General features: G+C 71.8%; 21 protein-coding genes. 11 read left to right on the top strand and 10 right to left on the bottom strand.

The window, feature by feature from the left end:
* Positions 1 to 73: 73 nt before the first annotated feature.
* The 3 genes from GGQ91_RS03800 to GGQ91_RS03790 form a co-directional block, all read right to left on the bottom strand.
* On the bottom strand, positions 74 to 1,576 hold the full coding sequence (locus tag GGQ91_RS03800; RefSeq protein ID WP_051045044.1) for a lipopolysaccharide biosynthesis protein: 1,503 nt from the start codon (positions 1,574 to 1,576) through the stop codon (positions 74 to 76).
* Between the two features lie 124 nt (positions 1,577 to 1,700).
* A complete protein-coding gene (locus GGQ91_RS03795; RefSeq protein WP_182591370.1) occupies positions 1,701 to 3,800 on the bottom strand; it encodes a methyl-accepting chemotaxis protein in 2,100 nt (699 codons plus the stop codon).
* Positions 3,801 to 4,304: 504 nt separating this feature from the next.
* Complete coding sequence (locus tag GGQ91_RS03790) at positions 4,305 to 4,811, bottom strand: GNAT family N-acetyltransferase (RefSeq protein WP_043355384.1); 507 nt, start codon at positions 4,809 to 4,811, stop codon at positions 4,305 to 4,307.
* Between the two features lie 719 nt (positions 4,812 to 5,530).
* Between GGQ91_RS03790 and GGQ91_RS03785 the strand changes: the two genes are divergently transcribed.
* The 5 genes from GGQ91_RS03785 to GGQ91_RS03765 all read left to right on the top strand — a co-directional run bounded on the left by GGQ91_RS03785 (position 5,531) and on the right by GGQ91_RS03765 (position 10,929).
* The gene (locus GGQ91_RS03785) at positions 5,531 to 6,697 is read left to right on the top strand and encodes a type III PLP-dependent enzyme (RefSeq protein WP_043355385.1); all 1,167 of its coding nucleotides are present in this window, start codon (positions 5,531 to 5,533) and stop codon (positions 6,695 to 6,697) included.
* 131 nt (positions 6,698 to 6,828) lie between these two features.
* On the top strand, positions 6,829 to 7,380 hold the full coding sequence (locus GGQ91_RS03780) for a GNAT family N-acetyltransferase (protein ID WP_179697539.1): 552 nt from the start codon (positions 6,829 to 6,831) through the stop codon (positions 7,378 to 7,380).
* Between the two features lie 318 nt (positions 7,381 to 7,698).
* Complete coding sequence (gene dgcN / locus GGQ91_RS03775) at positions 7,699 to 8,712, top strand: N-acetyltransferase DgcN (protein ID WP_043355388.1); 1,014 nt, start codon at positions 7,699 to 7,701, stop codon at positions 8,710 to 8,712.
* A gap of 1 nt (position 8,713) precedes the next feature.
* Entirely contained in the window at positions 8,714 to 9,697 is a 984-nt protein-coding gene (gene dgcA, locus GGQ91_RS03770) for an N-acetyl-D-Glu racemase DgcA (RefSeq protein WP_043355389.1), read from the top strand.
* Positions 9,698 to 9,879: 182 nt separating this feature from the next.
* Entirely contained in the window at positions 9,880 to 10,929 is a 1,050-nt protein-coding gene (locus GGQ91_RS03765) for a ketopantoate reductase family protein (protein WP_043355391.1), read from the top strand.
* Positions 10,930 to 11,292: 363 nt separating this feature from the next.
* Here the strand turns inward: GGQ91_RS03765 and GGQ91_RS03760 are convergent, their stop codons facing one another.
* Positions 11,293 to 11,631, bottom strand: coding sequence for a DUF1491 family protein (locus GGQ91_RS03760; RefSeq protein WP_043355392.1), 339 nt, complete (start codon positions 11,629 to 11,631; stop codon positions 11,293 to 11,295).
* A 318-nt stretch (positions 11,632 to 11,949) separates the two neighbouring features.
* On the opposite strand from GGQ91_RS03760, the gene GGQ91_RS03755 reads away from it, so the two are divergent.
* Positions 11,950 to 12,240, top strand: coding sequence for a hypothetical protein (locus tag GGQ91_RS03755; RefSeq protein ID WP_179697541.1), 291 nt, complete (start codon positions 11,950 to 11,952; stop codon positions 12,238 to 12,240).
* A gap of 72 nt (positions 12,241 to 12,312) precedes the next feature.
* Here the strand turns inward: GGQ91_RS03755 and GGQ91_RS03750 are convergent, their stop codons facing one another.
* Positions 12,313 to 13,029 carry a peptidoglycan-binding domain-containing protein gene (locus GGQ91_RS03750; RefSeq protein WP_043355396.1) on the bottom strand — a complete coding sequence of 239 codons (717 nt, stop codon included), beginning with the start codon at positions 13,027 to 13,029 and terminating at the stop codon, positions 12,313 to 12,315.
* A gap of 27 nt (positions 13,030 to 13,056) precedes the next feature.
* Complete coding sequence (locus GGQ91_RS03745; RefSeq protein ID WP_043379122.1) at positions 13,057 to 14,949, bottom strand: sensor histidine kinase; 1,893 nt, start codon at positions 14,947 to 14,949, stop codon at positions 13,057 to 13,059.
* Positions 14,950 to 15,202: 253 nt separating this feature from the next.
* On the opposite strand from GGQ91_RS03745, the gene GGQ91_RS03740 reads away from it, so the two are divergent.
* Complete coding sequence (locus GGQ91_RS03740) at positions 15,203 to 15,532, top strand: hypothetical protein (RefSeq protein WP_043355398.1); 330 nt, start codon at positions 15,203 to 15,205, stop codon at positions 15,530 to 15,532.
* 11 nt (positions 15,533 to 15,543) lie between these two features.
* Here GGQ91_RS03740 and GGQ91_RS03735 read toward each other — a convergent pair whose 3' ends face one another.
* The 3 genes from GGQ91_RS03735 to GGQ91_RS03725 all read right to left on the bottom strand — a co-directional run bounded on the left by GGQ91_RS03735 (position 15,544) and on the right by GGQ91_RS03725 (position 17,693).
* Positions 15,544 to 16,674, bottom strand: coding sequence for a DUF2336 domain-containing protein (locus GGQ91_RS03735; protein ID WP_182591369.1), 1,131 nt, complete (start codon positions 16,672 to 16,674; stop codon positions 15,544 to 15,546).
* Between the two features lie 130 nt (positions 16,675 to 16,804).
* A complete protein-coding gene (locus GGQ91_RS03730; protein ID WP_182591368.1) occupies positions 16,805 to 17,161 on the bottom strand; it encodes a hypothetical protein in 357 nt (118 codons plus the stop codon).
* Positions 17,162 to 17,231: 70 nt separating this feature from the next.
* The gene (locus GGQ91_RS03725) at positions 17,232 to 17,693 is read right to left on the bottom strand and encodes a GNAT family N-acetyltransferase (RefSeq protein WP_043379130.1); all 462 of its coding nucleotides are present in this window, start codon (positions 17,691 to 17,693) and stop codon (positions 17,232 to 17,234) included.
* A 276-nt stretch (positions 17,694 to 17,969) separates the two neighbouring features.
* On the opposite strand from GGQ91_RS03725, the gene GGQ91_RS03720 reads away from it, so the two are divergent.
* Positions 17,970 to 18,149: a hypothetical protein gene (locus tag GGQ91_RS03720; RefSeq protein WP_043355407.1), complete on the top strand. Its 180-nt coding sequence runs from the start codon at positions 17,970 to 17,972 to the stop codon at positions 18,147 to 18,149.
* A 61-nt stretch (positions 18,150 to 18,210) separates the two neighbouring features.
* On the opposite strand, the gene GGQ91_RS03715 is transcribed toward GGQ91_RS03720, so the two are convergent.
* Positions 18,211 to 18,726, bottom strand: coding sequence for a Ros/MucR family transcriptional regulator (locus GGQ91_RS03715; RefSeq protein ID WP_043355409.1), 516 nt, complete (start codon positions 18,724 to 18,726; stop codon positions 18,211 to 18,213).
* A gap of 437 nt (positions 18,727 to 19,163) precedes the next feature.
* Here GGQ91_RS03715 and GGQ91_RS03710 point away from each other — a divergent pair, with 437 nt between their 5' ends.
* From GGQ91_RS03710 to GGQ91_RS03700, 3 genes are all read left to right on the top strand, one after another.
* Complete coding sequence (locus tag GGQ91_RS03710) at positions 19,164 to 19,577, top strand: hotdog fold thioesterase (protein ID WP_182591366.1); 414 nt, start codon at positions 19,164 to 19,166, stop codon at positions 19,575 to 19,577.
* A gap of 104 nt (positions 19,578 to 19,681) precedes the next feature.
* On the top strand, positions 19,682 to 20,614 hold the full coding sequence (gene hemF / locus GGQ91_RS03705) for an oxygen-dependent coproporphyrinogen oxidase (protein ID WP_043759901.1): 933 nt from the start codon (positions 19,682 to 19,684) through the stop codon (positions 20,612 to 20,614).
* Positions 20,611 to 21,729, top strand: coding sequence for an ATP-dependent DNA helicase (locus GGQ91_RS03700; RefSeq protein WP_043379141.1), 1,119 nt, complete (start codon positions 20,611 to 20,613; stop codon positions 21,727 to 21,729). The genes hemF and GGQ91_RS03700 overlap by 4 nt, the downstream gene beginning before the upstream one ends.
* The last annotated feature ends 79 nt before the right edge of the window (positions 21,730 to 21,808 follow it).

Below are 21,808 nucleotides of genomic sequence, written 5' to 3'. Positions count from 1 at the left end.
TGTTTGTATCCATTCCAGGACGGGTGTCGCCGGATCCGGCGGCGGATTCAAGCGGAGGTGGAGTCGCGGGGTTTCAGCGGGCGGGTTTCCTGTGCGGGGCTGCCGCGAAGGCGCCTGCCTGGGGCCTGGAACCCTGCTCCGCCGCCAGGGTCCGCGCGGGACGCAGACGCGCCAGGACCTGACGGCGCAGGCCGGCGATGTCGAAGATCCAGACCAGCGCCCCGTAGAGGGCCGTCCCGGCCGGGACCAGGACCGCCAGCGCGGTGGCGGGCGGCAGGTGCCGGAAGGGGGCGAGCGCGAGGCCCATCGCCGCGCAGGCGAGGGCCGCGACGCCGATCTCCCCCCAGGGCAGCACGATCCGCTCGGCGCCGGTGAGGGCGCGCCAGCCGAGCCACAATCCCGCGGCGGCGAGCCCGGCAGTCTGCGCCAGGGCGACGCCGATCCCGCCCATCCGGTCCGGCAGGATCAGAAGGCCGGCGCCGTTGACCGCGAGGCCGACCAGGGCGGCGGCGACCACCGGCAGGGTCCGGCGGCGGATCTGGAAGACCGGGTTGAGGGCGTAGAACATCATCGACAGGCAGAAGAGGCCCGGCATCAGCACGGTGCTGTAGGTCTCGAACGGCCCGCGATAGGCGTCCGGCACGACCAGTCCCTGGAGGGCCGGCAGCACCGCCCAGAAACCGACCGCGCAGGGTGCCAGCAGGGCGAACACCGTGCCGGCATTGGCGGCGACCTGCGCCTCGGCGGCGGCGCGGCCGCTCTGCTCCTCTGCCTGCACGGCGAGCTGGAACAGGAGCAGGTCGAGGGCGGTGCCGAGCGTCGTCATCGCGCGCGCGGTGACGTCGGCGGCCAGTGCGAAGTAGCCGGCCTCGGCGAAGCCGGCATGGCTGGCGATGGCGCCCCGGTTCACGAAGGCGAGGCACTGATAGGCGGTGTTGGCGGCGATGAGCGGCAGGCCGTAGCGGGCGAAGACCCTCCAGGTCGCCGACAGGCGCGGCCGTTCGAAGGGCGTGTGCGGGTCGCGCAGGGGGTGGCGCAGCAGGAGCACCGCGAGGAGCTGGCTGAGCCCCGCCGCCGCCAGCACCCAGGCCGGCTGGGGCAGCCACCACGCCGCCGCCGCCATCAGGGCGAAGGACAGGACGTTCTTCACCGCGACGAGGCCGAGATAGAGCTTGCCGTCGAACCGGGCCCGGGCGAGGGCCGCGTGGTAGTCGAACACGCCGATGCCGAGCGCCGCGAGGCCGGTTCCGCACAGGACCGCCTCGCGCCCGTCGGCGCCGCCGGCGAAGCCGAAGGCCCCGCACAGGGCGGCGGCGGCTAGAAGCAGCAGGCCGATGCGCAGATAGGCCCGGTCGAGCCCATGGCGGATCCACGGCTCGTCGACGCGCACCCGTCCCGAGTAGAACCGCGTCGCCGAGAGGCGCAGCCACTCGAACAGCACCGTGTTCAGCACGATGGCGCCGGTGGTCGCGAGGGCGAACCGGCCGAAATCGGCCGGCCCCAGCAGCTTGGCGATCAGCAGGCCGAGGACGAAGTTGAGCCCCGCATTGATGACGAAGGCGGCGATCACGGCCATGGACGGCGTCTCATGCGCGGCGGGGTCGCCCCGCCCGTTCCCGCGCTGTAGCGCGCGAGCCGTAAGACTCCCCTAACCGGGCGAGATCGGGGCGGAGACCCGCGGGGCCTCCGACACCGTCCGGTCAGGCGGCCCGGACGGTGTCGAGGAAGCGCGTGACTTCGGCCGTGAGCGTCGCGGATTGGCGCGACAGCGCGGACGCCGCCGCCAGCACCGCGTCGGCGGCCCGGCCGGTCTCCTCGGCGGCCCCGGCGACGCCCAGGATGGTGCTGGTCACCGCGCCGGTGCCGACGGCCGCCTGCCCGACGTTCCGGACGATCTCCCGGGTGGCCGATCCCTGCTCCTCCACCGCCGCGGCGATCGCGTTCGCCACGCCGCTGATCTCCTCGATCCGCCCCGTGATCGCGCCGATCGCCGCGACGGCCCGGCCGGTCACGCCCTGGATGCCGGCGATCTGGCCGGCGATCTCCTCGGTCGCCCGCGCGGTCTGCGCCGCCAGCGCCTTCACCTCGCTGGCGACGACCGCGAAGCCCCGGCCGGCCTCGCCGGCGCGGGCGGCCTCGATCGTCGCGTTGAGCGCCAGCAGATTGGTCTGGCCGGCGATCGCCGCGATCAGCCCGATCACGTCGCCGATCCGCGCGACCGCGCCGCTCAGGTCCCGGACCAGCGTGCCCGTCTGTCCCGCCTCCGAGACGGCCCCTTGGGCGAGCTTGGTCGATCCCTCGACCTGCCGGCCGATCTCCTCCACGGAGGCCCCGAGTTCCTCGGCCGCCGCCGCAACGGTGTTGACGTTGGCGGCGGCCTCCTCGGCGGCGGCCGCCACGGTGCTGGACTGGCTCGCGGTCTGGGTCGCGGTGGCCGTCATGGTCTGGGCCGTACCCTGCAGGGCGGTGGCCGAGTCCGAGACCTGAGCGATGATGCCGCCGACCGTCTGCTCGAAGCGCTCGGCCATCGCCCGCAGGTCGGACCGGCGCCGCGCCTCCGCCGCCAGCCGCGCCTCGGCGGCCTCGGCTTCGAGCTGGCGGCTGCGGATCAGGTTGTCCTTGAACACCTGGACGGCCCGCGCCATCGCGCCGATCTCGTTGCGGTAGGCGCGCGCCGGGACCGTGGCGGAGGCGTCCCCGTCCGCCAGCGCCTGCATCGTCGCCGTCAGCGCCCGGAGCGGGCGCAGCACGCCGCCGAACAGGGTCCACAGGCCGAGGGCCACCAGCAGGATCACCGCCAGCAGCGCCGCGACGCTGTGCACGACGTCGGTCCGGGCCGCGTCGGCGAGCGTCTCGGCGCGCGCCACCATCGCGTCGAGGGCCGCGTCGCAGAGGGCCACGAGGGAGCGCTGGTTCTCGGTGTTGCGGTCGCGCAGCTCCGCGAAGGTGTGGTGCGGGGGCGTGTGCGTGCTGAGCGCGTCGAAGACCGCCTGCGCGATGGCCTTGGTGTCGCCCTCGAAATTGTCGGCCTTCGCCCGCACGAACGCGGCCCGCACCGTCTCCGAGACGTCGGTCGCGGCCTCGGTCGTGCGCCGCCACGCGGACAGAAGTTCGGTCCGCTCCTCAGCCGCCGCGACGGTCTCGGGCAGGGACCACGACGTTCCGGCGATCAGGGAGGTCTGCACCCGCACCGCGACGTTGCCGCTGGCGACGCGCGTGTCCCAGGCCGCCTGTTTGAGGGCGAGATAGCGCTCCAGGACGGGATCGGACCGGGGAATGGCCGCGTCGACCGCCTTCAGCGTGGCCGTCAGGGCCTCGAGCAGGTCCTGGAAGGCGGCCATCGCGGCGTCCCGCAGCGCCGGCTCACGACGGGCCTTCGGCAGCCTGAGGGCCGCGTCGATGCGGGGGCGCAGGGCCGCCATCGCCTCCTGGGCCGCGTTCAGGCGATCGAGCGTCGCGCTGACCGTCGGCTCGGCCAGATCGCTCAGGCTGCGCTGAGCCTGGCGGTAATTCTCGATCAGCGCCTGCCGGCTGCCCGCGATGGTCGACAGGGTCTTCGCGTCCGCGGGCGCCTCACCCCCGAGGGCGAGGGTCGATCCGCGCTCCAGCCGCAGCGGCAGGATGGTCCGGAGGAGTCCCTGGCTCGCCTGCGTCAAGGTCACCGCCCTGACCGCACCCATCGCCTGCGCCCGCTCGTCGAAGAGTGTCCTGACGGCGTTGGCCAGCGCCATGCAGGCCATGATGACGATCACCAGGGACAACAACGTCCGGATCGAGAAGCGCCCCAGCCAGCGAGTCATGGGTAAAGTCTCAAGGTCTGCGATGCTTTGTCTTAAAACGTTAGGTTTTGTCAGGCAATCGGCGGATCATGTGTTGTATAATTGCGATTTTATACGGATATTGTCATCGAGATTTTATAATAGAACGCGAATTTGATTGAGAGGCGAGTCAATTTACGGGGGTTGTGCCGAATTTATAAGCGCTGAAATCAGCGTGGCCTGGGCGGCGCGGCGGGGCTGCTCCCCGCGGTCGAACGGCGCGAGGCGGATCTGGCGCCCTGCGGTCGCATCCGCGAACGGCCCGAGGCCGAGCGCGGCCGGCCTGCCGGCACCCTGCAGGAGCGTGCGGCGAAGCAGTCCCGGGCGGGGCTCGCCTGCTCGGTGTCCTGCCCGTCGGGCCGCCGCGTCCCCTCGTGACGACGAACAGGGCCGCGGGAGCGGACGGCTTCGATCGCATCCGGATGTCAACGTGATGGCTGCCGGCCCGCAGGCGGCCCGCGTATCGGCGGCAGCCCTGCGCGACGCCTACAGCCCGCGCTCGTAGCGCCAGGCTTCCATCCCGTCCTCGTAATAGTCCGGCCGCACGGCGAAGCGGGTATAGCCCCGGCGCTCGTAGAGGCGGATGCCGGCGCCGTTGTCGGCGCGCACCTCCAGCCGGAGCCGGTCGCAGCCCTGGCTGCGGGCCTGCGCCTCCGCCGCGTCGAGGAGTCGGCCGCCGAGGCCGAGGCCGCCGCGATTCGGCGCCACCGCGATCGACGCCAGCCGGGCGATCCGGCTGCTGCGCCGCCGCTCCAGCACCGCGGCGCCGACGAGGACCGGCGTCGGGTCCGCATCCGGCGCGTCGATCAGCGCCGCCAGCACGTCCATGGTGGGCGACAGGATCGCGTGGCGGATCGCCCGGCGCTCCGCCCGGTCTGTGGCGAAGGCGGCGTGCTCCAGGGCGACCAGGGCGTCGAGATCGGCGAGCGTGGCGGTCCGGATCGTCGGCTCGGGGAGCCCGTCGCCGACCGGGTTGCGCAGGGGGGCGCTCACGCCCGCGCCGTCGCGGTGGATCTGGTCGGCCCGGCCATCGCTTGCTTACCTGCGTGTTCTGCCCGCTCCGGTCAGATGCCCGCTTCCGCCCCGCTTGGGAAGCCCGCACGGCGCCTTCGGCCCGGTCGGGCTGCGTCGTTTTTGCAACGGGCCGCACGGGGTGTGGATTCCGGGCGGAAAAGCGGGCGGTCCGGGGCATCTTCCCCTTGCCGGGCCGGGCCTGTCTCCGTATATGCGCCGTGCCCAATTTCGCACGTGCCTGTGGCCGCGTGTCGGTTGGTGGGCATCCGGTCAACTGCCGGACAGCCGCCAGGGGTCTTAAAGGATCGATGGTCGCAAGGGTGGATCCCTACGGCCGGCATCCAGGTGGCAACACCGGACCCCGACAACAACCGGCAGCCGGAGGCGAAACCGGCGAACCCCGCTCTCCACGGGGGACGCAGCTTAAAGCAACGACGAACGGGCTTTTTTGGTCTCGTCGGCCCTCCACAGGCCGGCACCGAAGAGGCTTGTTTCTCTTTGCCCGGCGTGCGGTGGGGGTCATCCCTTCCAATCCACGGCAGCTTCCGGGTGCTCTGCGCCCGCACTGACGCACGCGTCTCCAAAGCGCGTGGGTCCGCGCGACGCATCGCCCCCTGACGCCGACGGCCAGTCCTGGCCGTCATCTTCGACAGCGCGCCCCGCGTAGGGCGCTCGCGAACCCGTGCCGGGAGACGACTATGACCGACCGCATCCGTGACTTCCTGCGCGTGCGCCGCGACCTCGGTCAGGACGAGGGCCCCGTGATGGTCCTCGATCTCGACGTCGTGCGTGACAACTACACCGCCTTCGCGCGCTCCCTGCCGGACACCCGCGTGTTCTACGCCGTGAAGGCGAACCCGGCCCCCGAGGTGCTGCGCCTGCTCGCCGAGATGGGCTCGTGCTTCGACACCGCCTCCGTCGCCGAGATGGAGATGGTGCTGGCCGCCGGCGCCACCGCCGACCGGATCTCCTTCGGCAACACGATCAAGAAGGAGCGCTGCATCGGCCGCGCCCTGAAGCTCGGCATCCGCCTGTTCGCGGTCGACTGCCAGGCCGAGGTCGAGAAGATCGCCCGGGCCGCCGTGGCCACGGACGTGCCGACCGGCGAGATCCGGGTGTTCTGCCGCATCCTGTGCGACGGCGCGGGCGCCGACTGGCCGCTCTCGCGCAAGTTCGGCTGCGTGCCCGAGATGGCCGCGGACGTGCTGGAGCACGCCCATCGCCAGGGGCTGGAGGCCTACGGCATCTCGTTCCATGTCGGCTCGCAGCAGGGCAACACCGAGGCCTGGGACGGGGCGCTCGGCTCCGCGGCGGCGATCTTCCGCGAGTGCGCGGAGCGCGGGATCGGCCTGTCGATGGTCAATCTCGGCGGCGGCTTCCCGACCAAGTACCTCAAGGCGGTGCCGGGCGTGGAGAGCTACGGCGAGGCGATCTTCCGGGGCCTGACCAAGCATTTCGGCAACCAGATCCCCGAGACGATCATCGAGCCGGGCCGCGGCATGGTCGGCAATGCCGGCCTGATCGAGGCCGAGGTCGTGCTCGTGTCGAAGAAGTCCGCGGACGCCGACGAGGTCCGGTGGGTCTACCTCGACATCGGCAAGTTCGGCGGGCTGGCCGAGACCATGGACGAGGCGATCCGCTACCCGATCCGCACCGCCCGGGACGGCGACGCGACCGAGCCCTGCGTCATCGCCGGCCCGACCTGCGACTCGGTGGACGTGCTCTACGAGCGGCAGCTCTATCCGCTGCCGGTCTCGCTCTCGATCGGCGACAAGGTGCTGATCGAGGGTGCGGGCGCCTACACCACCACCTACGCGGCGGTGGCCTTCAACGGCTTCCCGCCCCTTCAGCAGATCGTCATCTGACCTGCTGCAGAACCTCCCGGCAGCGTGTCGCTGCCGGGAGCGATCTCCCGCTGTCGCATCGACGGATCGCCTTCGGCCGTCCGTCGGAACCCACCGCTTCTCCCGCTTGCCGGCCCGGGGAGGGCACAGCCATGATCGAGATCCGCGCGGAGCATGTCCACGACGTCCCGGCGCGCGAGCGCCTGCTCGACGCGTGCTTTCCCGGCAACCGCCATGCCAAGACCTCGGAGCGCCTGCGCGAAGGCCGTCGGCCGGCCCGCGGACTCGCCTTCGCGGCGATTCGGGGCGGCCGCCTCGTCGGCACTCTGCGGCTGTGGCACGTCGAGGCCGGGCCCGCCCGCCCGGCGCTGCTGCTCGGCCCACTCGCCGTCGATCCGGCGATCCAGGGGCAGGGGCTCGGCTCGGTGATGATGCAGGCGGCCCTCGGCCGGGCGGAGGCCCTCGGCCACGGCGCCGTGCTGCTGGTCGGCGACGCGCCCTACTATGCCCGCTTCGGCTTCGACCGGGCGCTCGCGGAGGGCCTGACCCTGCCGGGGCCGTTCGAGCGCGAGCGCTTCCTCGGTCTCGAGCTGCGCGCGGGCGCTCTGGCGGGCGTCGAGGGGATGGTCCGGGCGACCGGCGTGCAGTCGCCGGTGGGCGCGGTGGCCAACGAGGCGGGGGTGGCGCGACGACGCGCCGCCTGAACGGGGACACCAGACGCCGCGGGGGTGAGATCGGCTTTCCCCAACGCGATTTCATCCCGAGGTGCCCGCGTGAGCGGGCCTCGAAGGAGCCCTCGAGCCAGCCGCGCGATCCCTGGAGGCCTCCTTCGCGGCCTCCCTGCGCTGCGGCACCTCGGGTTGCGGAGAGGGTCGTAGGGGCGTCCCTTCAGGATGACGCAACCCGGTCATGCCCGCGACGGCGGCCGCGTCCACCCGCTTGGCCGGTCTCGTGCATTGCGCCCGGCGCCCGCGATCCCGCATAGACGGTCCGCCGGCCTCCCGGAGAAGGTTGCTCGACCGATGCAGATCGCCACGCCCTACCTGATGTTCCTGGGCGACGTGCCCGACACGCTGGCGGCCAAGACCGCCTACGGCATCAAGGACTGGCGCCCCGAATGGTGCGTCGGCCAGATGCGCCTGCCGGGCTGCGCCGCCGATCTCGGCATCCCCGACATGACCCTGCCGGAGGCCCTGGCGAAGGGGTGCCGGACCCTTGTGATCGGCGTCGTCAATGCCGGCGGCGTGCTGCCGGATCACTGGGTCAAGGAGATCGTCGCGGCGATCGAGGCCGGGCTCGACGTGGCGAGCGGCCTGCATGTCAAGCTCGGTACGATTCCGGCCATCGCGGAGGCCGCCGCGCGGCGTAACCGCCAGCTCCACGACGTCCGCCACACCGACGAGCGCTTCCCCACCGGCAAGGGCACCAAGCGGTCGGGCCGGCGCCTGCTCACCGTCGGCACCGACTGCTCCGTCGGCAAGAAGTACACCGTGCTCGCCCTGGAGCGCGGCATGCGCGAGCGCGGCCTCGACGCCGATTTCTGCGCCACCGGCCAGACCGGCGTGTTCATCTCCGGCCGGGGCGTCGCCATCGACGCCGTGGTGGCCGACTTCATCTCCGGCGCCGTCGAGACGATCTCGCCGGAGGCGGCCTCCAACCATTGGGACCTGATCGAGGGCCAGGGCTCGCTCTACCACCCGTCCTTCGCGGGGGTGAGCCTCGGCCTGCTGCACGGCGCCCAGGCCGACGCCTTCGTGGTCTGCCACGAGCCGACCCGCACTACGATGCGCGGCGTGAAGCACCCGCTCCCCACCATCCGCCAGGTGATCGACCTGACCGTCCAGCTCGGCAGCCTGACCAACCCGGCGATCAGGCCGGTGGGCATCGCGGTCAACACCCAGGCGCTTGCCGAGGGCGAGGCGCGGGCGCTCCTCGAGACGCTCGCGTCCGAGCACGACCTGCCCGCCACCGACCCGGTGCGCTTCGGCGTCGACGGGCTGGTCGACCGGATCGTCGCCGAGTTCCCGGAGATCTGACATGGCCCGTCGCCTGAGCCTCGCCGTCGAGCGCTTCCCGATCGCCGGCGCCTTCACGATCTCCCGCGGAAGCCGCACCGAGATCGCCGTCGTGGTGGCGACGCTCACGGACGGCGACACGGTCGGGCGCGGCGAGTGCGTGCCCTATCCGCGCTATGGCGAGAGCGTCGAGAGCGTCAGCGCGCTGATCGAAGGGCAGGCGGAGGCGATCGCGGCCGGGATCGGGCGCGATGCGCTGATGACCCGCATGAAAGCGGGGGCGGCGCGCAACGCCCTGGACTGCGCGCTGTTCGACCTCGAGGCGAAGCTCCAGGGCCGCCCCGCCTGGGCGATCGCCGGTCTGCCGGCGCCGCAGCCGGTCATCACCGCCTACACGCTGAGCCTCGGCACGCCGGAGAGCATGGAAGAGGCCGCCCGCAAGGCGGCCCACCGGCCCCTGCTCAAGGTCAAGCTCGGCGGGGTAGGGGACCCGGAGCGCATCGCCGCCGTCCGGGCCGGCGCGCCCGATGCCCGGCTGATCGTCGACGCCAACGAGGCGTGGCGGCCCGAGACCATCGAGGCCAACCTCGCCGCCTGCCTGAAGGCCGGCGTCGCGCTGATCGAGCAGCCGCTGCCGGCCGACGCCGATGCCCTGCTCGCCGAGATCGCGCATCCGGTGCCGGTCTGCGCCGACGAGAGCCTGCACGACCGCGCCGGCCTCGACGCGCTCGCCGGGCGCTACGACGCGATCAACATCAAGCTCGACAAGACCGGCGGCCTGACCGAGGCGGTGCTGCTCGCCCGCGAGGCGAAGGGGAGGGGGCTCGCGATCATGGTCGGCTGCATGCTCGGCACCTCGCTGGGCATGGCGCCGGCGGCGCTCCTCGCCGAGGGCGCCGAGTTCGTCGATCTCGACGGGCCGCTGCTGCTCGCCCGCGACCGCGACCCGCCGCTCCGCTACGACGGCAGCCTGATGCACCCGCCCACGCCGGAGCTGTGGGGATAGGATTCGCCTCGCCTGTCACCGGCGGGGCGTCACAACGGGTTTGGGATTAGGTATACCAGAAGGCTTGCGTTCCGCCCGCCCGGCTGCCATCCATCGGCGGTGCGATGGGGCCGTGGCGTGGACGCGCTGTTCCCCGCAGCCAGACAACACAACAGCAGTCTTCAATGCTGGGGAGGAACGACGTGGCCAGAAACATCCTGATCCTGGGGGCCTCCTACGGCTCGCTCCTGGGGACCAAGCTCCTGATGGCCGGTCACAACGTGACCCTGGTCTGCCGCAGGAAGACCGCCGACCTGATCAACCGCGAGGGCACCGAGGTCCGCATCAAGCTCCGCGACGAGAAGGAGCACCGCGCGATCCACTCGCGCGACCTGCCCGGCAAGGTCGACGCCATGCCGCCGGAAGACGTCGACGTGTCGCGCTACGACCTCGTCGGCCTCGCCATGCAGGAGCCGCAGTACAACAACCACACGATCCGCGTCCTGATGATCAAGATCGCGGCGGCGAAGCTGCCGTGCCTGTCGATCATGAACATGCCGCCGCTGCCCTACCTCAAGCGGATCCCGGCGCTCGCCGCCATGGATCTTGAGGATGCCTACACCAATGCCGGCGTCTGGGACCGGTTCGAGCCGGGGCTGGTGTCGCTCTGCTCCCCCGACCCGCAGGCCTTCCGGCCGCCGGAGGAGGAGGCCAACGTCCTCCATGTCGGCCTGCCGACCAACTTCAAGGCCGCGACCTTCGCCGACGAGGCGCACAACACGCTTCTCCGCGAGCTGGAGGCCGACATCGACGCCGTGCGCCTCGACGGGCACGACGTGCCGGTGAAGCTGAAGGTGTTCGACTCGCTGTTCGTGCCGCTGGCCAAGTGGTCGATGCTGCTCACCGGCAATTACCGGTGCATCACCCCGGGCGCGCCGCAATCGATCCACGACGCCGTCCACGGCGACCTCGCGCGCTCGCGGGCGATCTACGACCACGTCGACGGGATCGCCCGGAAGCTCGGCGCCGATCCGGCCGATCAGGTGCCGTTCGAGAAATACGCCAAGGCGGCCGAGAGCCTGCTGAAGCCGTCCTCGGCGGCGCGCGCGGTGGCCAACGGTGCGCCCTACATCGAGCGCGTCGACCTGCTGGTGAAGCTGATCTCGCACCAGCTCGGTGATCCGAACGCCGAGATCGACCGCACCGTCGAGACCGTCGACCGCAAGCTCGACGAGCGCATCATCGAGGGCTGACGGGCGCCGTCGCTTCGCTCCGCCCCGGTATCACGGGCGCAGCGAAGCGATTCAGGTCGCGCGACATCGGCGGCCGTGGCGTCGCTGGATTGCTTCGCTGCGCTCGCAACGACGGCGAGCGGCCGCTGGAGCCGCTCCCCCGGAGCGCGTCGCGTCACGGGACACGGCGTTCTGGCCTTCGGTCCTTCCGGCCCTCCCCTCATCCTGAGGGGCCGGAGCGCAGCGGAGGCCTCGAAGGAGGGTTACAGCCAGCCGCGCGATCCCCGGAGGGCTCCTTCGAGGCCGCTGCGCAGCACCTCAGGACGCTGGCGATGTGTGGGACGGCCCTCCGTCAGGCGCAGCCCGGCCGGTCGCGGCCCTCCATCACTCCGCCAAGTCCAAGAAATGCCGCCCCTGGCGGTCGTCGATCTCGATGATCCAGAGATCGGAATCGAACCGGATCTCCTTTGTCAGGCGCTCCTCCACGTCGAGCGGGCTGCCGCCGGTGACGATCCCGGCGAAACGGCGGTCGCCGCTCTCCTCGGCCTCGAACAGGGCCTGCGGCGCCGGTCCGTAGAGGTCGGCGCTGCCGTCGAGCCGGTCGACCTTCACGAAGATCGCACCCGCCTCCGCGGACCCGCGCCGCCGCAGCACGGCCGGGATGCCGGCGACATCCAGACGCCGCAGATGGGCCGAAACCCAGAAATCGGAGCGCAGGCGCATGCGTCTGTAGCCCTGTGAGGATCCGTTCGCCGCAGGGCCTGTGTCCCGGCGGATCAGCCGGATCCGGAACCCTGCGAGCGCCGGGTGGCGCGTCCTCCGCCATGCGCGAAAGCGCCGGTCCGGGCAACCGCCGGTGCACGGCCCGGCATCTCCATAACGGTTCAGGCGGCGGAATATTCCTTCAGAAAATCGAGTATTTATCGGGATTAAAATAGAATTGATCGATGTGCGACAGCGCACATCTATAGTATTGTTTGCTGATTATCTGAGCAAAGGGCGCCCGAATTTGCATCTCACGATGATTTAAGGAGCACTCCGATGTGGAGAATGACCTCGCTTGCGGCGCTGATCGTCGCCGGCCTGTGCGGTGTTGTGCCGTCGGCCCACGCCCGTCAGGAGACGCTCATGGATTTACTGGGCAACCGCGATTCCGCATCCTGCCCGCGCTACCAGCGGACGCCGCAGGATCGCTGCAACATCGTCGTGCATCGACCCGGGGGTAATCCCACGCAGGACATGACCGGATCGATCGGACACGCGAAGTCCTGGCAGGCCAATGGCGGTCCACGCTGCAAGACGATCTGCCGGTTCACCGGCACGCAATACTGAGGGCCCGCCTCCGCGCTCTCACGCCGATCGGCACCCGCGCCGCAAGCGCGGCGGGGGTGCCGCCCTGTCTCGCTAACCGTGGCCGGCCCGGGCCATCAGCTCGCGCAGGGTCCGGCCCGTCGCCTCGCCGGTGACCGGCAGCTTGGCGCTGCGCTCGAACTTCTCGATCGCCGCCCGCGTGCCCGGTCCCATCGCGCCGTCGGGCTTCACCGCGTAGCCGAGCTTCGACAGCGCCTTCTGGGCCCGCATCACCGGATCACCGTCCTTCTCGGGCTTGGCGGTCTTGGCGGCGTCTTTCGTCTCCTTCGGAGCCGGCTTCGCGGCCGGGCGGACCGGCGACGCCTTCGGGGTGACCGAGGCGGTGGTCTCATCGGATCGGATCAGCTCGCCGATCGCGTCCCGGGCCGCCGGCTTGGCGGGCGCCGGCGCGGCGACGCGTTCGGGATCGATGACGCGCACCGGATCCCGGGCCGCCTCCCGGACGGGCTCCTTGGCGGCCGGGGCCGCCTCGCGCGCGGCAGGCGCCTTCTGGGCGAGCTTGGGCAGGATCGGCGCCGGATGGCGCCCGGTCTGGTAGCCGAGGGCGTTGACGCAGACGAAGCCCGCCGCGCACAGGGCCGCGAGGCTGCCGAGAACGGTGCCCGGGCTGGTCCGGCAGGTGGCGCCCGTCGCCTTCAACGCGCCGACGAGGACGGCACGCCAGTCGCCCTGGACGGCGGCGCGGCGCGGCGCGGGACGGCGTGCGCGGCTGGGTTCGCCCGGTACGGTGATCTCGCGGTAGCCTGACATCATGTCTCCTTCCGGGGGATCTGCCGATCAGGCGGTGCGGCGCAGGACCGGGTCGGCCGGGACCGAGGCGGCGCTCGGCTCCGCGTCGAACAGGCCGAGCGGCAGGCGCACCACGCGGCGCGACACCGGGGCGCCCCGCACGGCGGTGCGGATCGGGGCCGGCCCATGGTCGGCCGCCGGAGCCGGGCAGACGAGGGGCAGGGTTACGGTCACGACGGTCCCGGCCTGCGGGGCGCTCTCGATCAGCAGGGCGCCGCCGTGCAAGCCGACCAGGCCCTGCACCACCGAGAGTCCGAGGCCGGTCCCCTCGTGCTGGCGCTTGTAGCCGCCGCTGCCCGCCTGGAAGAACGGGGTCCCGAGCTTGGGCAGGTCGTCCGTACCGATGCCGACGCCGGTATCGGCCACGACGATGTCCAGGCTGCCCGCGCCGCGGCGCAGGGACAGGTCGACCCGGCCGCCGCGCGGGGTGAACTTCACCGCGTTCGAGATGAGATTGATCAGAACCTGCCGGCAGGCGGCGGGATCGGCGGTGATCTCCACCGGGCCCGACGGGGCGACGGTGAGGACGATGCCGGCGGCGTCGGCCTTCAGGCGCATCAGGTCGCAGCAGGCCCGAAGCAGGCCCGCGATGTCGAAGCATTCGGGGGCGCAGTCGAAGTTGCCGCTCTGGATCCGGCTCATGTCGAGCAGCGTGTTGACCACGCCGAGCAGATGGTGGCCGGAGGCGCCGATAATGCCGGCATATTCCCGCGCCTGGTCCGGGCCGAGGCTGACGGCGCCTTGGCCCGCCAGGACCTCGGAGAAGCCGATGATCGCATTGAGCGGCGTGCGCAGCTCGTGGGTCACGTTGGCCAGGAACCGGCCCTTGATCGCGTCGGCGCGTTCGGCCTCGGCGCGGGCACGCTCCAGCTCCACGGCATGCCGGTGGTGCTCGGTCATGTCGCGGGTGACCGCCACCACCGCCATGGCGGCCTCGTGCGGCCCGTGCTCGATCCGGTGGGCGCGCATCTCGGCGTGGATCAGGCTCGCGCCGTCGGGCCGGCCGGCCTCGGCCTCGACGTGCAGGCGCAGGGGCAGGGTCGCGGGCCGCCCGGTCGCCGCCACGTCGCTCACCGCCTTGAGGAAGGCCGGCCGGTCGGCGACATGGACCCGCTCCAGCAGCCCATGGCCGCGCAGCCGGGCCGGGTCGCTGCCGAGCAGCCGCGTGGCCGAGACCGAGGCTTCCAGCACGCGGCCGTTGCGGTCGTGCCAGGTCACGAGATCGTCGATCGCCGAGAGGAGCAGCCGGTCGCGGGCCTCGTTGTCGCGCAGCCGCTCGCGCCAGACGCCTTCATTGCGCATGTGCTCCAGAGCCTGGGCGGCGACATGGCCGATCGCGGTGATCGCGAAGGCCGGGAGCGCGATCCCCGCCGAGATGTCCATGACCGGCAGGGCGCCGGCCCAGGCGCCGAGGGCCACCACGGTCAGCACGCCGAGAACCGCCATGACGGAGGCCGCGATCGTCGCGCGGAGCGAGCCGGAGACCAGCGCCTCGAGGGGGATCGCCACCAGCCAGACCGCGGCGGGCGAGGTGGCGCCGCCGGTGACGCCCGCCAGGGCGACGACGAGGCCGGTCAGGCCCGCCGAGGAGACCGCGTGGGCGATCCAGAGGGACCCGGTGCGGGCGAGCAGGACGGCGGCGAAGACCGGCAGCAGCAGGCTCGCGATCGCCAGGACCTCGAAGCCGGACGGCACCCCGCGCCAGAGCAGATAGGGCGGCAGACCGACCATCATGACGGCGCCGGTCGCCAGCCGCGACACCAGGAAGCGCTGGTGGCGCGCACGGGCCGGCGCATTGTCGGCCACGGATTCGTGGACGAGACCCGCGAGCCGGTCGTCGATCAACGACGTCAGGACAGTCTTAATGGTCAAGGTTGGCACGCGCCGCGCAGAATGCGTTCCCGCATCCGTCGCGCCTCCGGTTCGACTTCGAACGACTTCCGGACGGTCGCAGAGCCGGCTTAAACGAGTGTTGCGGGACTTGTCCGATTGATCGGGATGCTTTCCGCGAGGTAACCAGCCGATTGCGGACAAGCTTCATTCACCATTGCGCGGAAAAGCTCGGGTCGGTTGAGGCCCGGTTGAGGAAATCCGTCGAATGCTTCCGCTTGATCTCGAGCGGAGGAATCGTCTCATGACCGTCCTGCTGCGCGCCGCGCTGGTGATCGGCGTGCTCTCCTACTTTGCCTTGCTGCGAGCCGGGACGGATCCGGCCGCCGAGGCGAGACGGCTCGCCGACGCGGTGCCCAGCGCCCAGGCGGCGCTGCCGGCGGCCCTCGACGCGGTGCCAGCCGAGGCCCGCGAGCGGGCGGTGCGCGCCGTCCTGGCCCGCGGCCTGATGGCCGAACTGAGCCGCCGCGCCGCGGAGCCGACGGCCTCAACCGACACCCTTGAGGAGACCGATCGGCAGCCCGCTTGGCGGGGCGCCGATCCGCAGCGCGATCCGCCCGTGGATCCCCGCTGACGTCCGGCCCGTCAGGCCGGCTCCCCGCCGCCCGCCGCCCGGGCGCGCACCGGCAGGGAGGGGCGCTGCGCGGCGACGCGCTCTGCGCCCTGGCGCAGCTTCGCCTCCGGGCCGTGCAGCGGCTGATGGGCCTCGCCGCGCCCGCGCTCGGCGAGGGGCCGGTCGAGGATCGCGGCGATCAGGTCCCGGGAGGCTGGCCGGCTCACGGTGCGGAACAGCCGGACGAGGTCGGCCACCCGCTCGGCCGAGCGCGCGACACCCTGGTTGAGGGTCAGGAAGATGTAGACCGCCTCCTCCTCGTGCAGGCCGGCGGCCCGCAAACCCAGGGTCAGGAGGTCGTAGCGGGCGCTGGCGTCGGCGACCACGGTCAGGAAATCGCGCGGCAGGCCGAGGCCGTCGGCCAGGGCCGCCATGAAGGCCGGCACGTCGCGGGCGGCTGACAGGCCGGTCAGGGTCTCGCCAAGGCCGCGGGGCGCCGGCGGGCAGGGGCGCAGGGCGGCGGTCGCCTCGACGGCCCGGCCGATCACCGTGCGGCGGATCGGATCGGCGTGCAGGTACAGGGGCACGAGGTCGGCGGCCGAGACGTCGGGCCGGACCAGGAGGAGCCGGGCGAGGTCGGGGGTGCTGCGGCCGCGGTTCACGAGCCGCGCCAGGGCTGCCCCCCGCAGGGTGTGGCCGAGATTGGCGGCCAGCGCGCGGTCGATCTCGGGGCGGCCCTCGCGGGAGAGCTCGTCCACCGCCTCGCGGCTCAACCCGGCCCGGGCGGCGATGCGGGCGGCGATGTCCGATCCCTCGGCCAGGGCCGCCTCGATCAGGCGATGGCTCAGGGTCGGGGCCAGTTCCACCACCGCGTCGCGGGCCTCGCCGCCGCGCAGCGCGAGCGCCTCCAGCACCGCCGGCGGCGTCTCGGGGCAGGGGGCCAGCTTGCGGGCCACCACCCGGGCGGTCTCCTCATCCACCGTGGGGATCAGGCCGCAGGCGAGCGATTCGAAGATCTCGATCTCGGTCCTGTCCCGGGCCGCCGCCCGGACGAACAGGTCGGTCTGAACCCGGAGGATCACCGGCTTGAGATCGAGATTCTCGATGCGTGAGAGTTCGAGGAGCCCGGACAGGTCCGGCGGAGCATCGACGGATGGGGGCATGGAGGATCGGTTACGCAAGACTGCAGTAAGGTCACGCTAACCGCATCGACGTGAATCGACCTTTAAACCGCCTCCGCCGCGACCGTGCCGTCCTGCATCATGGTGGCCCGCGCGCGGCCCCGCTTCGGCCTCAGCGCGTCAGCCAGAGAACGAGGCCGAGCCCCACGGCCGCCGCGACGATGATGCCGACATAGAGCGGCAGGACCCAGGGCTGCCGCTGGTGCACGTAGCCCTTCGCCGCCTGCTCCGAGGGGGCACGCTCGTTCTGCCGGGCGATCCGGACCTCCTGGGGCGTCGGCGGCGTCCCGCCGGCCTCCTCGCAGGTCCCGAGCGGGGCCGCGCCGATATCCATGTGCGGGGTCTTGTCGGCGGTGCGGCCGCTGTCGATGTCACCCTTGAGCTGCGCGGCGGTCGGCGTGTCGGAATCCGGTGGCGGATCGCAGGGCAGGTTCGCAGGGGGCGGCGGGGTCTCGGATCGCAGCGTCATCGGGGGGACTCCAGTCTCCGGTCACAACGCCCGATGGGCCCGGTCGGCTGCGGCCAGGATGTCGCGGCTTTCAGGCCTCTCCGGCGCCGCGCTTCAGCAGCGGCCGCGCGAGCATTTGCCCCGCATCGGTGAAGCCGGCCGCCCTGCAGAAGGCGCGCAGGGCCTCCTGGTCCGGCGCCGCGGCCAGGAGCAGCCGGTCGCAGCCCGCCTGTCGCGCCGCCCGGCCGGCCGCCTTCAGCAGCACCCGGCCGATGCCCCGGCGGCGGGATTCGATCGCGACCGCGAGGCTGGTGATCAGGCCGAAGGGCCGCGGCGCCTCGAGGGTCCGGACGGGGGACACGGTGATGAGGCCGCTCGGCGGTCCCCATTCTACGGCGACGAGGGCGGTGCCGCCGTCCTGTTGCAGGGCGTCGAGCCGGGTCGCGAGGTCCGCGGCGCCGACCGCGATCCCCGCCTCACCCAGCAGGGCCGCGAGCCCGGCGGCGTCGGGACTCGCGGCAGCGCGGATCTCCAGCCCGTAGCGAGTGCCCAAATTCCGCTCCTGATCGGCCGGCCCGGACGTGCAACGCGGCGCATCGCGATCCGTCCCCCGCGGGCGCAGCCCGCACGGGCCGCGTCGAGGCCGGTGCCGTCGCGGCGCTCGGCCTCGTCCTTCGACGGGATCTGGAGAGCGTCTTCAGGAAGGCGAACGAGCGCCGGACCGGGCTTCGGCGGGGTCACCCGCAGTGTTCGCGGGAGTGTTCGCGGGGCGGAACACGCACGGGCTTTGGCGCTTTGCTTACCCGTTCAAGTTCGGGGAGCGCGCAGCATGGCGGGTCGGGTGACGGATCAATCCACCGACGACGCGGCCGGCAAGGCGCATCCGGAGACCGAGCGGCCGGTGCCGCGACCCGGGACGGCCGAAGAGGCCGAAGCGGTCGAGCGGCACAGGGCCGAGACGGACGTCGCCGCGGGCGACGTGGCCGACGATCTCGCCGACTTCGCGTGATCCGGCCGGCACGCGGGCTGCGGGCCGGCCGGGTCCCAGGGGCCCGGCCGAGGGGCCGGGCTCAGGCCGTTTCTTTGGCCTTGCGGGGGCGGCTCACGCGCTTGGGCTTCTCGGCCACCTCCGCGACGGGCTCCGGAGCCGGCGCCGGCGCCGGCGCAGCAGACTTGCGGCGCTGCTGGCCGAGGCCGAGGCTGCGGGCGAGTTCCGAACGCTGGGCCGAGTAGCTCGCGGCCGTCGACGGGTAGTCGCGCGGCAGGCCGAAGCGCTCGCGATACTGCTCGATCGTCAGGCCGTTGCGCGACAGATGGCGCTTCAGCGTCTTGTACGGCTTGCCGTCGATGAACGAAATCAGCGCGTCCGGTGTCACCGACTTGCGGATCTGGGCCGGCGTCGGCTTGTCGGCCGTCTCGGTCACGGTCGCCGCGGGGGCCGAAAGCTTCGTCAGCGCGGCGTGAACGCCGGCGAGCAGACCGGGCAACTCGCTGATGGGCACCGAATTGTTCGAGACATACGCCGAGACGATGTCCGACGCCTGCTCGATAAAGGTCTGCTGCTGCTCAGTGGCGGTGTCGTCCATCGATGATTCCCTCTATCCGACCGTGGTGAGACGGTTCTAACGTCTGTGCAGCAAAATCAAGTCGTCGTCGAGCATTTCCCTACACAATGCCCCGGTCATGAACACGCATATTGTTGAAGCCGTGGGTCGAGCTGAAATCGTTGGTCGAGCAAACCGACATGCCGGAGGCGAGGTTGGATGTGGCCGCGGCCTGCGGACGGGCGCCGATTATGCCTTCTGTCGCGATCTAGCGGCGGGCTTCCTCTGCGAAGATCCGTTTCGGGTCTGATGAGACGCCCGGAACTTCACGCGGCGGCCCGCCGCGATGTCCCGTCAGCGCGTCGACGCGGGATGAACGTTTCGGCCGGACTGTCACGTGATCTGCGCGGGGCCGGTCCTGGCCTCGGGCGCATCTGGGCCATAAACGTCCGGGTGAGACGGGATCCGGGGCGATCGACGTGGACCAGCAATCGGAACCGGGCACCGTCTTCGGCGCCACTATCCCGTTCGTGGATCATTGCGGCATCGAGGCCCTCGACGTGCGCGCCGGCCGGACGCGCCTGCGCCTGGCCCTGCGGCCGGAGCACGCCAACAATCTCGGCATCGCCCATGGCGGCGCGCTCTGCACGTTGCTCGACGTCGCCCTCGGGACGGCGGCCCGGCTGCAGGCGGGGCGCCCCGTGGTGACCCTCGACATGCAGACCCGCTTCCTCGCACCCGGGCGCGGTATCCTGATCGCCGAGGGGCGGGTGACCCGGGCGGGGCGGTCGGTGATCTTCTGCGAGGCCGAGATCCGGGATGCGGCGGGGGATCTGGTGGCGACGGCCACGGGGCTGCTCAAGCCCGTCGGCGAGCGGCCGGGCCCGGCGTAGGCCGCCCGCGCCGCCGCGGCGGGTTGCGGCTCCGGACGCCTGCGCGGTCACGGCAGGCCGCGCCCGCATTGACGTGCGCCCGGCACGGTGGAAAAGCCTGTGTCATGACGATGCCGGATGACGCGCGCGCAGCTCTGGCTGCGCCTCCCTCAGAGGCCGACGTGGCGGCCATGAAGTCCGAGGCCGCGGCGTGGTTCGAGACGCTGCGCGATCGCATCCTCGCGGCCTTGGAGGCCATCGAGGCGGAGGCGACGGGCCCGTTCCATCCAGATGCGCCCGAGGGCCCCGGAACCTTCGAGAAGACCCCGTGGAACCGGACCGACCATACCGGCCGGCCCGGCGGCGGCGGCGTCATGGCGATGCTGCGCGGCCGCGTCTTCGAGAAGGCGGGGGTGCACATCTCGACGGTGCATGGCGAGTTCGCGCCGGAATTCCGGGCTCAGATGCCCGGAGCCGCCGAGGATCCGCGCTTTTTCGCCACCGGCATCTCGCTGATCGCCCATCCGTGGAATCCGCACGTGCCGACGGTGCACATGAACACCCGGTTCGTCGCGACGACGCGGGCGTGGTTCGGCGGCGGGGCCGATCTGACGCCGGTGCTCGACCGGCGCCGCAATCAAGACGATCCGGACAGCCGCCATTTCCACGCCTGCCTGGCGCGGGCCTGCACGGCGCACGGCATCGATCACGCCCGCTACAAGGCGTGGTGCGACGAGTATTTCCACCTCAAGCATCGGAACGAGCCGCGCGGCATCGGCGGGATCTTCTACGATTATCTCTGGAGCGGCGATCCGCAGGCCGACCTCGCCTATACCCGCGACGTCGGACAGGCCTTCCTGGAGGCCTATCCGAAGATCGTGCGCGACAACGTCACCACGCCCTGGACCGAGGCGGACCGCCACGAGCAGCAGGTGCGGCGCGGCCGCTACGTCGAGTTCAACCTGCTCTACGACCGGGGCACGATCTTCGGCCTGAAGACCGGCGGCAACGTCGCCTCGATCCTCTCCTCGATGCCGCCGACCGTGCGCTGGCCGTGAGTGCGGGGCTGCCGGCCGCCTACGCCCCGCAGCAGGACGCGGCGCTGAAGGCGATCGCCGCGTGGCGGCGGGACGGGGGATCCCAGGTGTTCCGGCTGTTCGGCTATGCCGGCACCGGCAAGACCACGCTCGCCCGCCGGATCGCCGAGGATGTCGACGGCACGGTGGTCTACGGGGCCTTCACCGGCAAGGCGGCCTCGGTGATGCGCCAGAAGGGCTGCTACGACGCCGCTACGATCCACTCGCTGATCTACCGCACCAAGGAGGCGGAGGAGGGCGGGCCGACCTTCACGCTGAACCGCTCGGGTCCGGCCGCCAAGGCGGATCTGATCATCATCGACGAGTGCTCGATGGTGGATTCCGATCTCGGCAACGATCTTCTGTCGTTCGAGCGGCCGGTGCTGGTCCTGGGCGATCCGGCGCAGCTGCCGCCGGTGCGCGGCGGCGGCTTCTTCACCGAGGCGGAGCCCGACGTGATGCTCACCGAGGTGCATCGGCAGGCCAAGGACGATCCGATCGTCCGGATGGCGATGACGATCCGCGAGGGCGGGCGGCTGGAACTCGGCAGCTATGGGCAGAGCCGGGTCGTGTCGCGCCGCACCCTGGATCCGGCCGAGGTGCTCGAATGCGACCAGGTGCTGGTCGGCCTCAACAAGACGCGCCGCCTCTACAATGCCCGGCTCCGGGAACTCGCCGGCCACACGGATCCGATGCCGGCGATCGGCGAGAAGCTGGTCTGCCTGCGCAACGATCGGGTGAAGGGCCTGCTCAACGGCTCGACCTGGACGGTCCAGGCGCTGCGCGCACCGCCGCGGCCGGATCTGATCCGGCTCGACGTGGTGCCGGAGGACGACCCGGCCCTGCGCCGGAAGCCCACCGACATCAAGGTGCTGCGGGCGATGATCACCGGCTCGGACGAGGAGATCCCGCTGTTCCTGCGGCGCGAGACGGACGAATTCACCTACGGCTACGCGCTGACGGTGCACAAGGCCCAGGGATCGCAATGGGACCGGGTGACGTTGTTCGACGAATCCTACGCGTTCCGCGAGCACCGGGCGCGCTGGCTCTACACCGGCCTGACCCGCGCCGCGCAGGCGATCACGGTGGTGGTCTGATCCGGCGCAGGCGGGCGACGTCGCGCTTGTGAAGCTGCACCGCGCGTGCTAGGCACCGCCGGTCTCATCGAGGCACCTT

The sequence above is a fragment of the Methylobacterium fujisawaense genome (assembly GCF_014138435.1).
In the GTDB taxonomy this organism is placed as follows: Bacteria; Pseudomonadota; Alphaproteobacteria; order Rhizobiales; family Beijerinckiaceae; genus Methylobacterium; species Methylobacterium fujisawaense.
The sequence above is the reverse complement of the archived record's forward strand: the minus strand, read 5'-3'. Positions and strand labels throughout refer to the sequence as shown.